Consider the following 15,362-nt stretch of genomic DNA (forward strand, 5'->3'; position numbering starts at 1 on the left):
CAGGTACTTCTCAGAAAATCTAATCCCAGCTTTAAATGCCCGCTCTCCTCTCAAAATGAAAAGCCGCCTCAATTATTGTATTGAGACGGCCTCTTTTTAACATATAGCGTTGTAATCGATCTGCCGGATTTATTCTGATGGCATGATGTTTGGGTCTTAAACGGAAAATCCAACATTATGAAAACAAAAATTGTATTGGCAGCAGTATTGCTATTTGTTGGGCATCTTAGTAAGGCGCAAACGCAAAGTACCAACCCGCTAAGACTGGGTGTAAGTGTGAGCCCCGGGATGTCTTTGGGTGACAAGACAGGATTTACATTGGGGGCCGATCTGCGTTTACAGCAACGCTTTGCAAAAAACATTTCATGGATATTGACCACCGGTTATACCCACTTCTTCAGCAGAACATTCGATGTGCAAACGCCTACAGGTGTAGTGCCCACCGATATTAGTTATGGTTTCATTCCATTGAAAGCGGGTGTGAAAGCTTTTCTGACACCCGCATTATATGTAGCCGGAGAGGCAGGCGCTGCTTACAGTACACAGTCAACCGACAACAAATTCTCTTTCGTGTATGCTCCATCGGTGGGAACCATTATTGGAAACCACCTCGACCTGAGCGCCAAGTATGAAGACTTTACCATTAACAACAACACCAAGCAACTGGCATTGCGCATTGCTTACGGATTCAAGTGGTAACAGATCTTAGCTGATTTCTTTTACAACATTCCAGATCACTTTGGGTTTGCCCAGTGTATAATAATGTAACACAGGCACACCGAACTTTTTCAGCTCCTTGCTTTGGTGGATCAGCCATTCTGTACCTACTTGCTCGCATTCCGCATCTGTTTTGCATTTCATGATCTCATTGGACAAGTCAGTGGGAAGATCAACATGGAAAATGCGCGGCAGTACCGACAGTTGCTTTTTATTGGTGATGGGCTTCAGTCCCGGTATGATAGGTACTGTAATACCCATATCGCGACAAGCTTTTACGAAGTCGTAGAATTTTTGGTTATCGAAGAACATCTGGGTCATGATATATTCTGCACCGGCGTCTACTTTTTGTTTCAGTCGTTGCAGATCGATTTCCAGGTTGGGCGCCTCGAAATGTTTTTCGGGGTAACCGGCTACACCCATACAGAAATTGGTTTTGCCTCCGTTCTTGATGTCTTCATCGAGGTAAACACCATGGTTCATATTGCATACCTGTTTCAACAGGTCAAGTGCATACACGTTACCGCCGGCTTCCGGTTCAAAAGATGCTTCATTCCTGGCAGCATCTCCGCGTAACACCAGCACGTTGTCGATACCCAGGAAGTCGAGGTCGATCAATGCGTCTTCGGTTTCCCTTTTGGTAAACCCTCCGCAAATGATGTGCGGAACGGCATCTACCTGGTAATGGTTCATAATGGCCGCGCAAATACCTACTGTTCCCGGGCGTTTGCGAACATCTACTTTTTCAAAAGTACCATCGGCTTTTTTCTTGAACATGGTCTCGCTGCGATGGTAGGTTACGTTGATCCAGGAGGGCTTGAATTCCATCAGGGGATCCAAATGATCGTAAAGAGATGCAATGGTTTTTCCTTTCAAAGGGGGTAAAACCTCAAAACTGATCAGGGTATTCTGTGCTTGCTGCAGATGCTCGGTTACTTTCATGCTAAAATCGAAATATGCACAAATGTAAAGGCAAACGGCAAGAATTAACGAAACGGGTCGATATTCTCGAAACAACAATATTATTTTTGTTCAAATAATCTAACGGTGAATTTAACCATCCATACCAGGCAGTTACTGAAAAGCTATAAAGGCCGTACAGTAGTGAATCATGTGAGCATAGATGTGAAGCAGGGCGAAATCGTAGGGTTACTGGGCCCCAACGGCGCCGGAAAGACCACCACTTTTTACATGGTGGTAGGACTGATCAAGCCCGATGAGGGCGCTGTGTTCCTGAATGAAGAAGATATTACCAAACTACCCATGTACAAACGGGCCCAGATGGGTATTGGCTACCTGCCCCAGGAAGCCAGTGTGTTTCGCAAGCTGAGTGTGGAAGACAATATCATGTCGGTATTGGAAATGACAGACCTCAACAAAGAGGAACGCCATCATAAACTGGAAACTTTGCTGGACGAATTCAACCTGCACCATGTGCGCAAGAACAATGGCGACAGCCTCAGTGGCGGCGAGCGGCGCAGGACCGAGATTGCCAGGGCGCTGGCTGTTGATCCCAAATTCATTTTGCTCGACGAGCCTTTTGCAGGTGTGGACCCTATCGCTGTAGAAGATATACAGAGTGTGGTAGCCCGCCTCAAGTATAAAAACATCGGTATCCTCATTACCGACCACAACGTAAATGAAACGCTCTCTATCTGCGACCGGGCCTATCTTTTGATCGAAGGAAAGATCTTCAAACACGGCACAGCAGAGGAACTGGCTGATAATGAACAGGTTCGCAGATTGTACCTGGGAACCAATTTTGAACTCAGGAGAAAAGACTGGATCATTGAAATGGGCAAGGAAGGAGTTTGAGTTATCAGTTTCATTCCTTATTTTGCTGTTGATCCCGTATGAAAATCCTCAGCCCCGCTATATCCCGACTGGCCCGGTTCAGACACTGGCGCATAGAGCAATGGATGGTCGATCCCATTGCCTCTCAGCGGGAGGTATTGCAGGACCTGGTTACCCATGGTCAGAATACCGAGTTCGGCCGCCGTTATGGTTTCAAGGAATTATTCAATATCAAGAAATTCAAGGAACACATACCCATTCATGAATACAACGACCTGAAACCTTATATCGATCGGTTGATGAACGGGGAGGAAAACCTGTTATGGAATACCCCGGTGAACTGGTTTGCCAAGAGCAGCGGCACAACGAGTGATAAGAGTAAATTCATTCCCATTACCAATGAAAGTTTGGAAGACTGCCATTACCAGGGAGCCAAAGATGTACTCACCCTTTATTACAATTATAACAACGAAAGCGACCTGCTGACGGGTAAAGGACTGGTCATTGGTGGTAGTCACCAGATCAGCAAGATCAATGAAGAAGTGCATTACGGCGACCTGAGCGCTGTACTGTTGCAGAATACGCCCATCTGGGCCAACTGGATACGCACGCCGGAACTTTCTATTGCATTGATGGATGAATGGGAACAGAAAATAGAAAGGCTGGCACAGTCTACGATTCCCGAAACGGTTACCTCTATTTCGGGAGTACCCACCTGGACACTCGTGCTCATAAAACGCATATTGGAGATCACGGGTAAATCGAACCTCAAAGAAGTATGGCCCGGGATTGAGTTGTATATCCATGGAGGCGTTTCTTTCCTGCCTTACCGCGAGCAGTTTAAAAAACTGATCGGTGATGGCTGCACTTACCTGGAAATGTACAATGCCAGTGAAGGTTTTTTTGCTGCGCAGGATAACCCGGAAGAAGAAGGCCTGCTCTTGTTTTTGAACCACGGTATTTTTTATGAGTTCATGCCGGTAGAAGAATACGGTAAACCCAACCCGGTAACAATCGGCCTGAAGGATGTAGAGATCGGTAAAAATTATGCATTGGTGATCAGCACCAATGGCGGACTCTGGCGCTACCTGGTGGGTGATACGGTACAGTTCACCACCACATACCCTTTCAGGATCAAAGTAAGCGGCCGACTCAAACAATACATCAATGCATTTGGAGAAGAAGTGATAGCGGATAATACCGACAGGGCCATTGCCATGGCTTGTGAGAAAACAGGAACAGTAGTGAACGATTATACCGCAGCGCCTGTTTATTTTGGTGATGAGAGCAAAGGTGCACACGAGTGGCTCATTGAATTTGAAGAAAAACCTGCTTGTATCAAGCAGTTCGCGTACGAGCTGGACTGCGCATTGAAATCGCTGAACAGCGATTATGAAGCCAAGCGCTATAAAGACATGGCCCTTACCATGCCCCAACTGCATATCATGGAAAAAGGCATCTTCCATGAATGGCTCAAGAGCAAAGGCAAACTGGGCGGTCAGCACAAAGTACCTCGCCTGAGCAATGACCGCAAGTATATAGACGAGATCAAATTACTGATGTTGCAATACCAGTAACCTCCACAATATCTCATTCCTCATTAAATTTGCCGCACAAACGACATCTATGAAACTACTCGAAGGAAAAGTATCGATCGTTACCGGAGCTGCCAGAGGTATTGGAGCGGCTATTGCGCTCAAACTGGCTGAACACGGCAGTCATATCGCGTTCACCTATATCAGCGACAGCAGCGCTGAAAAGGCCAAAGCATTGGAAACCCAATTGAAAGGATTGGGTGTGAACGCCAAAGCATATCAAAGCAATGCCGGTGATTTTGCTTCCTGCGAGACTTTCGTAAATGATGTAGTAAAGGAATTTGGTACGGTAGATGTTTGTGTGAACAATGCCGGTATCTCCAAAGACAACCTCTTATTGCGCATGAGCGCCGAACAATGGGATGAAGTGATGGACATCAACCTGAAAAGCGTGTTCAACATGACCAAGCAGGTGATACGCCCGATGATGAAGGCCAAAAAAGGAAGTATCATCAATATGAGTTCCATTGTTGGTGTTCGCGGAAATGCAGGCCAATCGAGTTATGCCGCCAGCAAAGCCGGCATCATCGGCTTCACCAAATCTGTTGCACTGGAACTGGGTAGCCGCAATGTGCGCTGCAATGCGATCGCTCCTGGTTTTATTGAAACCGACATGACCCATTACCTGAAAGACGGCGATGGTGCAACAGATTTCTTAAAGAAAATCCCGCTGGGAAGATTTGGCAAAGCTGAAGAGATTGCCGATACTACTTTGTTCCTGTCAAGCGATATGTCTTCTTATATTACCGGACAGGTATTGAGCGCCTGCGGCGGTTTGAATATTTAAACGGTAAAAGAACGGTCATATTTAGGTTAAGATTATTGTTAAAGCATTGGATACGGTTGCTGGTTAAGGCAGCCGTATTTATTTTTGTGCCTGGAGATGGGAAAAAAGATCATCAATATTTTTTTGGTACTGGTTCTTTCCGTACAAATGCTGCCTGTTCAGCAAATGGGTAGGATGTTATTCAGTAACCAGTTCAATGAAGAGATCCCTCATTCTGTAGATGCCGCCAAAAGCATTATGAAAAAGGCCGATGGCAAATCCGATTTTGTTACCCCTCCTGTTGTTTGCATCTATGCTTCCATCATTTATCTGCATAAGCCGCAACCGGCAGAAGCCGATGCCATTCCATTGAATTACGCGACCGATATTCTCGTGCCACCTCCCAATTGCTGTGCTTGATTGATCAATTACAGTAACTATTCTTTTATTTAATCTTAAGTGGCATGAAAAAATATATGAAGCATGCGGGCGCCGACCTGCGTGCATCCATCGTTGTTGTGTTGGTAGCTCTCCCGCTTTGCCTGGGCATTGCACTGGGATCGGGTGCTCCTCTGTTCTCCGGCATCATAGCAGGTGTGGCAGGAGGTATTGTAATAGGGATGTTGAGCGGCTCACAATTGAGCATAAGCGGTCCTGCTGCCGGTCTGACCGTTATAGTGGCAACAGCTATTTTGAAGCTTCAGGTATATGAAGCTTTTTTGTTGGCCGTAGTGCTGGCGGGCCTGATACAATTGATATTGGGCTTTGCAAGAGCCGGGGTTATTGGCGATTATGTTCCCAATGCTGTTATCAAAGGCATGCTGGCCGCTATTGGCCTGATCCTGATTCTGAAACAATTTCCACACCTGGTGGGATATGATAACGATATCACACCAACTGCTGTGGTAATCGGACTCATATCGCTGGGCATCCTGGCGGTCTGGGAGACCAGGTTCATCAAGTCGAGGAAAATGCTGAAGCAAATACCGGCGCCGTTGATAGTGGTACTGGCGGCAGTCATTATCCATGAGTATTATAAGGCCATGCAACCGGCGTATGCGTTGCAAGCCAAACAACTGGTTGCTCTACCGGTTGCCGAAAGTGTTGGGGCTTTCTTTTCCTTTTTCACTTTTCCGGATATTCGTTTTTTAAACAATCCCGATGTATGGGTGTCTGCAGTAACAATCGCCATTGTAGCCAGCCTCGAAACCTTGCTGGGAATAGAGGCGGTAGACAAACTGGATCCGCTGAAAAGGGTAACGCCCACCAACCGGGAGCTCAAGGCCCAGGGTATTGGGAATATGGTATCGGGTTTATTGGGCGGACTGCCGCTGACTTCGGTTGTAGTACGGAGCACGGCCAACCTTTCGGCCGGGGCAAAAACAAAAGCGTCCGCCATCCTGCATGGGATACTGCTTTTGTTGTGTGTGATGTTGATTCCGGCATTATTGAATAAAATACCCCTGAGCGCATTGGCTGCCATACTTATTTTTACAGGATATAAGCTGGCGAAGCTAACTTTGTTCAGGGATTTCTACCGGAAGGGCTGGGATCAATTTGTGCCGTTTGTGGTAACCATTGCCGCGATATTGCTGACAGATCTTTTAATAGGTATACTGATTGGGATTGCTGTAGGGCTGTTTTTTATGTTGCGCAGTAATTTCCGGTCGTCGGTATTTGTGGTGAATAACAATAGTCATTACCTGATCCGTTTCAGGAAAGATGTATCATTCCTGAATAAGCCGATTGTGAAAAAAAAACTGGAAGACGTTCCCCGGAATGCGTATGTATTAATTGATACAACACGTGCCGATTATATTGATAAAGATGTGATTGAAGAAGTGAACAATTTCCTGTTGCATGCACACCTTAAAAAGGTCAGGGTAGAGATCAGGAAGAGCCCGAACAAATCCATGCACTTTTTATTTAATGAACCTCAAACCAAATCATAATGGAAACGTATCAGAAGTTATTACTGGAGAACAAAGCCTGGGCAAAAGAAAAAGTAGAAGGCGACCCTGCGTATTTCGACAGGCTGGCGCATATACAAACACCGGAATTCCTGTGGATCGGCTGTAGCGACAGTCGCGTTCCTGCGAATGAGATCACCAATACACAGCCGGGAGAGATCTTCGTTCACCGCAATGTGGCCAATATGGTCGTCCATACCGATGTGAACCTGCTGAGCGTACTGGAATATGCCGTGGAACACCTGAAAGTGAAGCACGTGATCGTTTGCGGTCATTATGGCTGTGGCGGGGTGAAAGCTGCGCTGAGTAACCACGATTTCAAACAGGTGCTTAATATGTGGATACGCAATATCAAAGATGTATACCGCATTCACCGCGACGAGTTAGACGGTATCAGCAATGAAGAAAGCAAGTTCGACAGGTTGGTAGAGCTCAATGTGGTAGAGCAGGTAATGCACCTGGCCAAAACATCCATCATACAAAGGGCCTGGAAGAAAGAACAGCGGCCTGATCTGCATGGCTGGGTATATGGACTGAAAGACGGGATCATCAACCCGGTATTTGAAATGAGGGCCAACACGCCCTTGGATCCATTATATGAATACGATGATCTTCAATAAGATAAAAAGCAGCTATCCTAGGATAGCTGCTTTTCTTTGAATTTGGCAATATAATTTTTGCTAAAATCGCTCAATATCAGCCGGCCACTGATCTTTGCCCGTTCTTTGAGCAATTCATCCCAGTGCTCGGTGCCTTTCCAGAAATTCTGTTTCAGTTCGCGCATGGCTTCAGGATTAGAATGGGTCAGCGAGTCGGAAAGCCTGGTGATGGAGTCGTCCATACCAGCCACATCGCTGTGCACTTCTGCAAATAATCCTTTGCGGCGTGCCCAATCGGCGGGGCGCCACATACCGGCATCGATAGCGAGTTGCGAAAAAGCAGAAACACCTACTTTTCTTTCTACGGCCGGACCAACTACAAAGGGTCCGATGCCAATAGCCAGTTCGCTCAGCTTTACATCTGAACCATCTACGGCAATGGCATAATCTGCGGCGGCAGCCAATCCAACGCCTCCCCCTACACATTTACCCTGAATGCGGGCAATGATGAACTGGGGCGCTTTTCGCATGGCGTTGATGACCTGTGCAAATCCGTAGAAGAACTTGTATCCCTGTTCTTCATTTTTGATCGCAGCCAGTTCGTCGAAAGAAGCGCCGGAACAAAAAACACGGTCGCCCCCGGAGCGTAGGATAATCACTTTGGTATTCCTGTTCAGTCCTTCACTATGTATGTCTTTGGCCAGGGCTTCCAGCATCATGCCTGGCAGTGAATTTCTTTGCGGGTGGTAAAATTCGATGGTGGCGATGCCATGTTCTCTTTCTACTTTAACATAGCCTTCTTTGATCTCTTCTATCATAAAACATCTTTTTACAGGAACTGCGCGCGGGGTCTCTTACCAAATTTACAATTATCGACAACAACGCTGCTTCATTTTTGTTTAAAGTATGCTTAATACTTTTTCTTTACCATGGTAAGGATGGTGGCTACACCAACAGGTTCGTCGGTTTCGTCGAATATCTCTACATACCATTTAACAATTCCTTTGGGGATGTCTTCTTCAGTTTTCTTTTCCTGTGCTGTTTTTTCCTTACAGGTAAAACGCACATGAATTTCCGCCCCCGGGTAAACCGGTTTGGTAAAGCGCAATTCGTCGATACCATAATTGAGCAATACGGGGTTTTTACGGTAGCTGTCTACGAAAAGTCCGGCTGCAATGCTCATGATAAGATAACCGTGCGCCACCTGTTTTTCGAACATGGTACCGGTAAAATCGGTGTCTTTGAGGTGAGCATAAAAATGATCGCCGCTGAGGTTGGCAAAACGGTCGATGTCTTCGGCGGTAATGAGTCTTTTCCCGGTTACCAGCTGATCGCCTACCTGTAGTTCTTCAAAATACAGCTGGAAAGGATGAACAGCGGGCGTACGGCCCTTTGCACCGGGTTGGTAAACATGGCTTACAGCAGTGATCATATCGGGTGAACCCTGAATAGCCAGGCGTTGCATATAGTGTTTTACGCCACGCATACCGCCCATCTCTTCTCCGCCACCGGCCCTGCCCGGACCGCCATGTACTAACAGTGGCAGGGGTGATCCATGTCCTGTGTTTTCCCTGGCGCAATCGTTATTGAGTATCAACATACGCCCGTGCCAGGTGCCGGCGCCTAACACATATTTCGTTGCCAGGTCCTGGCTGGCGGTAACGATGGTGCTTACCAGCGAACCTTTACCCAGCTTTGCGAGCGCTACGGCATCATCGATAGATTGATAGGGCATTAGTGTAGATACCGGTCCGAATGCTTCTACTTCATGAACTGCTGTGTTATTAAATGGCTGTTCGTTGAGTAGTAATAAAGGGCTCATAAAAGCACCTTTGGTATTGTCGGCATCGATCAGCTCTACACTGTCGAGCGAGCCATAAATGAGCTGGGAAGAAGCCAGCAGTTTTTGCACCTGTGCTTTTACTTCCTGCCGCTGCGCTTCCCCGGCCAATGATCCCATCCGCACTTTTTCATTCAGCGGGTTGCCGATGGTAGTTTGTGCAAGCGCTTTTCCCAAAGACAGGTGAACGTCTTCCAGTTTATTTTGCGGAACAAAGATGCGCCGGATGGCTGTGCATTTTTGTCCGCTCTTGGTGGTCATTTCCCTGCGTACTTCCTTGATGAAAATATCCCACTCGGGCATATCCGGCGTTACATCTTCACCCAATACAATACAATTCAACGAATCGGCTTCCATGGTAAAAGGAACATTGGATGCCAGGATATGCGGATTGGATTTGAGCATCTGTCCCGTGCCGGCCGATCCGGTAAATGTGATCACATCCTGCTCATTCACGTGATTGAGCAGGTCGCCGGCGCTGCCGCAGAGCAATTGCAAAGCGCCATTGGGTAAAATGCCCGATGAGGCGATCTCTTTTACTACTGCTTCTGTAAGGAACGAAGTAATGGTGGCTGGTTTTACGATAGCCGGTACACCTGCCAGCAGGTTCACTGCAATTTTTTCGAGCATGCCCCAGACCGGGAAATTGAAAGCATTGATGTGTACGGCCACCCCTTCTTTTGGAAGCAGTAAGTGGTGCCCCATGAAAGTATTGGCTTTTCCCAGTGAATGATATTCTCCATCGAGGCAATAAGGTTGATCGGGAAATTTGCGGCGGAGTGAAGCGTAAGCAAACAGGTTGCCGATACCGCCTTCAATATCTACCCAGCTATCGGCTTTGGTAGCGCCGGTCTGGTAACTCAACTGGTAAAACGAATCGAGATGATTACGCAGGTGCAGCGCCAGTGCGCGCAGCATCAGTCCGCGTTCATGGAAAGTCATTTTGCGGAGCGCCGGGTTGCCAACTGTTCTGGCATACTGCAGCGCGGCGGCCATGTCAATTCCTTTAGTTGTAGCCGACGCTACTTGTTCGCCGGTAACTGCATTGAACAATGACTGACCCTCCCCATCGCCGGGTATCCATTTACCCAGGATGTAATTTTCCAGTTTTGACATACCAATCGTTTAGTCAGCAAAGCTAACGATTGGTAGGTTTTATTGCACTGCTATCAATTTTTAACGGCCCCATTATTTAAAAGAAACCAAACAGTTTCTATTCTATATTGCCGATTTTAGTACTTAAATACGATTGACAGCTGTTATGAAGAACCTGTTCATCCCCTCTACTTTTACAAAAGAGGGTTGGCTGCAACTGGGACTGGTAGGTGATAAGCAGCAAAGCCTGGCAGACTCTTATAGTAACACGGGTAGTATGTATCTTACTTCACTCGTGTTTATTGCCCTGGGTCTTCCTGAAACCGATGAATTCTGGACGGGGCCATTTACCGAATGGACGCAACGGAAGGCCTGGTCGGGCAAACCATTCAAGAAGGACTATGCTGTGAAGTATTAGTTGAAATATGTAAGATTTTCTTTTTATTCTTTTAAAGAATTCGCCTGTCTTTTTGGATGGACTGGCAATTTTGATGTTCATTAAAACTACGAATGCTTATGATCAGTTGTAACTACCCTTCGAAGGGGCGTACTTTTCTTGCGGGAAAGAACTTATTGGGGCTGCTGCTTTTTTTGGCGCCTTTTCTTTCTTCATCACAAACCTCACTTAGGTCACAGCAGAGCGAAAAGGACTTTGTGAAATCTAATTTTCAATTTGCCGGGGCACAATTGAAAAAAACGCTTGCTGAAACAGAGAATGGACCCAAATCTTTTCCAAGGACTACCGACAGAAACGGAAAATTATTAGGCTCTTCGATGGAAGATTGGACGACCGGCTTTTTTCCCGGCAGCTTGTGGATGACTGCTGACTTTAATAAAGACACAACATTAGAAAGTGCTGCAATTGCGTGGACAGAAAAACTGGAGCCGCTTAAATTTTATACGAAAAACCACGACCTGGGATTCATGATGTATTGCAGCTTTGGCAATGCCTACCGTTTAACCAATAACAAAGCATACAAAGAAGTATTGATACAGTCTGCAAAATCACTTTGTACCCGCTACAACCCTGCGGTAGGCTGTATTAAATCGTGGAATACATTCCGTTCATGGCATGGCAATGCTACTTATAATTTCCCGGTGATCATCGACAATATGATGAACTTGGAGCTCCTGTTCTTTGCATCTAAAGAAACGGGTGATACCATGTACAGGCATATAGCTGTTTCGCACGCGTTACATACCATGCAGAACCAGATCAGGAGTGATTACAGCTCATACCACGTAGTTTGTTATGATTCTCTTTCTTCCAAAGTAGTAGCGCGTGAAACGGCACAAGGATATGCTGATAACTCAACCTGGTCGCGCGGGCAGGCATGGGGCATCTATGGCTTTACCATGTGTTACAGGGAAACCAAAGACAAGCGCTTCCTGAAAACAGCTGCAGGCATGGCCGACTGGTATATCAACAATAAAAACCTTCCCACTGATAAAATATCTTACTGGGATTTTAATGCAGGAGAACCCGGTTATACGCCCGGTATCAATTCAAAAGCGCTGAAAACACAAACCAATCCCATTCTGCGCGATGCCTCCGCAGCCGCTATAACAGCATCAGCCCTGCTGGAGCTCAGTCGCTATGTAAATGACAAGAAAACCGGTGAATACCGCAACATTGCTTTACAGATAATACATACACTTTCGGGCCCCGATTATAAAGCGGCTCCCGGTACCAACGGAGGTTTTTTGTTGAAACACTGTGTGGGCAGTATTCCCCACGGAGCCGAAGTTGATGAGCCGTTGGTATACGCCGATTATTATTATCTTGAGGCATTGAAAAGGTATCACGATTGGTACCTGAAATAATCGCTTCATTCAAATAAAACTGATCGTGCGTTTCTTTTATGTTGCCTTATTTGCCATTACAACCCAATGTGCAGCCGCACAACAATTGGCACAATTACCTGTTTGGACAAACAACAGGGAGCAAAGCAACCAGACCGATTGGTTGGTGCACCCTGTTCAGGAAAAAGCAACTGTTTATAATAGTCTGGATCGGCGGGATTTGATTTTGTATAATGGTCTTGTAAAAAGAACGTTCAGACTCAATCCCGGTATTGCGTGTACCGGATACAAGAATATGACTACTGGCCAGGAACTGATCAGGGCCGTTTCGCCGGAAGCACGTATTACGATCAATGGAAAAGAATATCCGGTTGGTGGATTAACCGGTCAAGAAGAAAAAGCATACCTCCTGCCTGCCTGGGTAGATGATTTTAAACGGGATGAGCGTGGTTTCGTGTTTCAACGGTTCGTCATCAGCAAACTAAATCCCTTCCTGGTATGGAAGCCTACCACCTGGGCAATGAATACAAAGCAGGCAACAGGGGTGATGGTGAGTTTCTATTATGAATCAACACTACCGGCTTTAAAAGATATTCATGTAACAGTGAATTATGAATTGTATGATGGCCTTCCGCTGATGGTGAAATGGCTTTCCATAGAAAATAAGAGTAATGCCCTGTTGAAGATAGATCGTGTAGTGAATGAAATACTGGCAACACCCGAAGAAGAAAGCGCGGTAGTAGGCAGTGCAGAAAGAATGAAAAAGCAGCAAGGCATTTATGTTGAAACCAATTATGCTTTCAACAATGCCATGCGTTACGATCTGAGCGATCAAACCCTTCACTGGAAAACAGACCGATCCTACACTTCGCAGGTGAATTATGATTATCAAACGCCCTGTGTGCTGGAAGTTTATCCTGATAAAGCTCCGGGTATTGAATTAGAACCGGGAGCAGCGCTGCATTCTGTACGTTCTTACGAATTGTTGATGGATGGATACGACAGGGAAAGAAGAGGACTTGCTGTTCGCAGGATGTACAGTACAATAGCTCCGTGGACAACAGCCAATCCCATTTTCATGCACCTGGTGAGTAAGAACGATGAACAGGTACGTACAGCCATCGATCAATGCGCTGCTACCGGTTATGAAGCAGTGATATTGAGCTTCGGTAGTCATTTGAATATGGAAGACTCTTCAGCAGAGAATATCCGCCGATGGAAAACGCTGACAGCGTATGCGCATGAAAAGCATATAAAGATCGGTGGTTATTCCCTGTTCAGTTCGCGCCGTATCAGTGATGAAGACGATGTAGTTGATCCTAAAACCGGCAAGCCTGGCGGCGCTTTCTTCGGAAATGCACCATGTTTCGGAAGCAAATGGGGATTGGCTTACCGCGATAAGATCAAATATTTTTTCACGCAAACGGGTTTTGATATTTGGGAGAATGATGGACCCTACCCGGGCGATGTATGTGCTTCTACTTCACATCCGGGACACAAGGGGCTCGACGATTCACAGTGGCGGCAAATGGAAATACAAAAAGAATTGTATCACTGGTTGAATACGAGAGGTGTTTACATCAATGCGCCTGACTGGTATTTCCTGGACGGTACCAATAAAATAGGTATTGGCTACCGGGAAGTGAATTTTTCTATGCCAAGAGATCACCAGAAATTATTGAACAGGCAAAATATATTCGATGGCACCTGGGAAAAGACAGGCTCAATGAGCTGGGGCTTTGTGCCTCTCACAAAATACCAGGGCGGTGGCCCCGAAGCTATACTGGAGCCGCTGAGTGAGCACCTGAAAGATTATGAACAACTCATGATGCAATACTATGGCGCCGGTGTACAGGCTTGTTACAGGGGGCCACGTTTATATGATACAGATACTACCAGGCGCGTGGTTACAGAGGTAATCAACTGGTACAAAAAATACCGCGCTATACTCAACAGCGATATCATTCACCTGCGGCGTGCAGATGGGCGTGATTGGGATGGGTTGTTGCATGTGAATCCGCGACTAAAAGAAAAAGGATTGCTGATCTTATACAATCCTACCAAAAAGATTATCTCCCAAACCATTCGTGTGCCCTTGTATTATACGGGACTTACCAAGACTGCCAGTATAAGAGAAAAAAAAGGAGTAGCTGGTACTTATGTGTTGAACAGGAATTATGAAGTAACATTGAAGGTTCGCCTGGAGCCCGACTCCTATTCCTGGTGGGTTATCGAGTAAGGAAAAAGTTGTATTTTACTGTTTCAATGAATGGATAGTATGGATCGGCCGGCATACGATATCAGGCACAATGAAAAGAACATGCGTTTCGAAATTACCGAGAATGGAGAAACAGCCTATCTTGAATATCGTTATTATCACGATGATATTGCATTCATGCATACCGAAGTGCCTGCTGCACTGGAAGGGAAAGGAATAGCGTCTGCCCTGGCAGTATATGCATTTGCTTATGCCAAAGAACACCAAAAATTGGTGATGGTATATTGCCCCTTTGTTGCAGGATATTTAAAGAAGCACCCGGAGTACAAAGCGCAACTCGACCCTAAGTTCATACACTAGTATATGATCAAAAACAGACTAGAGGCATTCAGCGATGGGGTCATGGCCATCATCATCACCATCATGGTACTGGAAATGAAGATTCCGCATGGCGATGATCTTTCCGTGCTGAAACCGGTATTGCCCATTTTCATCAGTTATATTGTGAGCTTTATTTATGTAGGGATTTATTGGAACAACCACCACCATATGATGCACGTGGTGTCTAAAGTTAACGGCAGGGTACTGTTGGCCAACCTGCATTTGCTGTTCTGGATATCCCTGTTCCCTTTTACTTCTGCATGGATTGGTGAGAATCATTTTTCTACCTGGCCGGTTGCATTGTATGGGTTTGTATTGTTCATGGCTTCGATGGCCTGGTATATTCTTGCCAGGATACTGATGAAATTACACGGAACAGATTCGGCCATTACGCATGCGTATGGACAGGATTGGAAAGGAAAACTCTCTTCGGCTGTTTACCTGATAGCCATTTTCATTGCCTTTTATATACCCATCATCAGCTTTCTACTTTATTGCCTGGTGGCCGCCGTTTGGATATTACCCGATTACCGGATCGAAAGATTATCGAAAGACTAATCCGTTACCATCAGCCAATAATTTAC

General features: G+C 46.0%; 15 protein-coding genes. 12 read left to right on the forward strand and 3 right to left on the reverse strand.

The features are described from left to right. Positions 1–177: 177 nt before the first annotated feature. Positions 178–699, forward strand: a complete 522-nt coding sequence (locus tag BLU98_RS11470; RefSeq protein ID WP_092724181.1) for an outer membrane beta-barrel protein — start codon at positions 178–180, stop codon at positions 697–699. A gap of 6 nt (positions 700–705) precedes the next feature. On the opposite strand, the gene BLU98_RS11475 is transcribed toward BLU98_RS11470, so the two are convergent. Beyond that, a complete protein-coding gene (locus tag BLU98_RS11475; RefSeq protein ID WP_092724183.1) occupies positions 706–1,659 on the reverse strand; it encodes a methylenetetrahydrofolate reductase in 954 nt (317 codons plus the stop codon). Between the two features lie 105 nt (positions 1,660–1,764). On the opposite strand from BLU98_RS11475, the gene lptB reads away from it, so the two are divergent. From lptB to BLU98_RS11505, 6 genes are all read left to right on the forward strand, one after another. Beyond that, positions 1,765–2,532: an LPS export ABC transporter ATP-binding protein gene (gene lptB / locus BLU98_RS11480; RefSeq protein ID WP_026768556.1), complete on the forward strand. Its 768-nt coding sequence runs from the start codon at positions 1,765–1,767 to the stop codon at positions 2,530–2,532. 38 nt (positions 2,533–2,570) lie between these two features. Further along, entirely contained in the window at positions 2,571–4,088 is a 1,518-nt protein-coding gene (locus BLU98_RS11485) for a GH3 auxin-responsive promoter family protein (protein WP_092724185.1), read from the forward strand. A 49-nt stretch (positions 4,089–4,137) separates the two neighbouring features. After that, positions 4,138–4,893: a 3-oxoacyl-[acyl-carrier-protein] reductase gene (gene fabG / locus BLU98_RS11490; protein ID WP_092724187.1), complete on the forward strand. Its 756-nt coding sequence runs from the start codon at positions 4,138–4,140 to the stop codon at positions 4,891–4,893. A 96-nt stretch (positions 4,894–4,989) separates the two neighbouring features. Then, on the forward strand, positions 4,990–5,292 hold the full coding sequence (locus BLU98_RS11495; RefSeq protein ID WP_092724189.1) for a hypothetical protein: 303 nt from the start codon (positions 4,990–4,992) through the stop codon (positions 5,290–5,292). Between the two features lie 44 nt (positions 5,293–5,336). Beyond that, complete coding sequence (locus BLU98_RS11500) at positions 5,337–6,824, forward strand: SulP family inorganic anion transporter (RefSeq protein WP_092724191.1); 1,488 nt, start codon at positions 5,337–5,339, stop codon at positions 6,822–6,824. Then, positions 6,824–7,462, forward strand: coding sequence for a carbonic anhydrase (locus BLU98_RS11505; RefSeq protein ID WP_092724193.1), 639 nt, complete (start codon positions 6,824–6,826; stop codon positions 7,460–7,462). Before BLU98_RS11500 ends, BLU98_RS11505 begins: the two co-directional genes overlap by 1 nt. 17 nt (positions 7,463–7,479) lie before the next feature. Here the strand turns inward: BLU98_RS11505 and BLU98_RS11510 are convergent, their stop codons facing one another. Continuing rightward, positions 7,480–8,259: an enoyl-CoA hydratase/isomerase family protein gene (locus BLU98_RS11510; protein WP_092724195.1), complete on the reverse strand. Its 780-nt coding sequence runs from the start codon at positions 8,257–8,259 to the stop codon at positions 7,480–7,482. Positions 8,260–8,351: 92 nt separating this feature from the next. After that, positions 8,352–10,397, reverse strand: coding sequence for a phenylacetic acid degradation bifunctional protein PaaZ (paaZ, locus tag BLU98_RS11515; protein ID WP_092724197.1), 2,046 nt, complete (start codon positions 10,395–10,397; stop codon positions 8,352–8,354). A gap of 145 nt (positions 10,398–10,542) precedes the next feature. Here paaZ and BLU98_RS11520 point away from each other — a divergent pair, with 145 nt between their 5' ends. The 5 genes from BLU98_RS11520 to BLU98_RS11540 all read left to right on the forward strand — a co-directional run bounded on the left by BLU98_RS11520 (position 10,543) and on the right by BLU98_RS11540 (position 15,336). Continuing rightward, on the forward strand, positions 10,543–10,794 hold the full coding sequence (locus BLU98_RS11520; protein WP_092724199.1) for a DUF2264 domain-containing protein: 252 nt from the start codon (positions 10,543–10,545) through the stop codon (positions 10,792–10,794). Positions 10,795–11,030: 236 nt separating this feature from the next. Continuing rightward, positions 11,031–12,200: a glycoside hydrolase family 88 protein gene (locus BLU98_RS11525; RefSeq protein ID WP_257574925.1), complete on the forward strand. Its 1,170-nt coding sequence runs from the start codon at positions 11,031–11,033 to the stop codon at positions 12,198–12,200. Between the two features lie 25 nt (positions 12,201–12,225). Beyond that, positions 12,226–14,418, forward strand: coding sequence for an alpha-galactosidase (locus tag BLU98_RS11530; protein WP_257574926.1), 2,193 nt, complete (start codon positions 12,226–12,228; stop codon positions 14,416–14,418). Positions 14,419–14,457: 39 nt separating this feature from the next. Beyond that, on the forward strand, positions 14,458–14,757 hold the full coding sequence (locus BLU98_RS11535; protein WP_092724203.1) for a GNAT family N-acetyltransferase: 300 nt from the start codon (positions 14,458–14,460) through the stop codon (positions 14,755–14,757). Positions 14,758–14,760: 3 nt separating this feature from the next. Further along, positions 14,761–15,336, forward strand: coding sequence for a TMEM175 family protein (locus tag BLU98_RS11540; RefSeq protein ID WP_092724205.1), 576 nt, complete (start codon positions 14,761–14,763; stop codon positions 15,334–15,336). Positions 15,337–15,362: the final 26 nt, after the last annotated feature.

The organism is Hydrobacter penzbergensis, assembly GCF_900106985.1.
GTDB lineage: Bacteria > Bacteroidota > Bacteroidia > Chitinophagales > Chitinophagaceae > Sediminibacterium > Sediminibacterium magnilacihabitans.

Coding starts and splice junctions, on each gene's coding strand:
- paaZ (WP_092724197.1), bottom strand. CDS start 10,397: ATGTCAAAACTGGAAAATTACATCCTGGGTAAATGGATACCCGGCGAT.
- fabG (WP_092724187.1), top strand. CDS start 4,138: ATGAAACTACTCGAAGGAAAAGTATCGATCGTTACCGGAGCTGCCAGA.
- BLU98_RS11535 (WP_092724203.1), top strand. CDS start 14,458: ATGGATCGGCCGGCATACGATATCAGGCACAATGAAAAGAACATGCGT.
- BLU98_RS11495 (WP_092724189.1), top strand. CDS start 4,990: ATGGGAAAAAAGATCATCAATATTTTTTTGGTACTGGTTCTTTCCGTA.
- BLU98_RS11475 (WP_092724183.1), bottom strand. CDS start 1,659: ATGAAAGTAACCGAGCATCTGCAGCAAGCACAGAATACCCTGATCAGT.
- BLU98_RS11500 (WP_092724191.1), top strand. CDS start 5,337: ATGAAAAAATATATGAAGCATGCGGGCGCCGACCTGCGTGCATCCATC.
- BLU98_RS11510 (WP_092724195.1), bottom strand. CDS start 8,259: ATGATAGAAGAGATCAAAGAAGGCTATGTTAAAGTAGAAAGAGAACAT.
- BLU98_RS11470 (WP_092724181.1), top strand. CDS start 178: ATGAAAACAAAAATTGTATTGGCAGCAGTATTGCTATTTGTTGGGCAT.
- BLU98_RS11540 (WP_092724205.1), top strand. CDS start 14,761: ATGATCAAAAACAGACTAGAGGCATTCAGCGATGGGGTCATGGCCATC.
- BLU98_RS11520 (WP_092724199.1), top strand. CDS start 10,543: ATGAAGAACCTGTTCATCCCCTCTACTTTTACAAAAGAGGGTTGGCTG.
- BLU98_RS11505 (WP_092724193.1), top strand. CDS start 6,824: ATGGAAACGTATCAGAAGTTATTACTGGAGAACAAAGCCTGGGCAAAA.
- BLU98_RS11485 (WP_092724185.1), top strand. CDS start 2,571: ATGAAAATCCTCAGCCCCGCTATATCCCGACTGGCCCGGTTCAGACAC.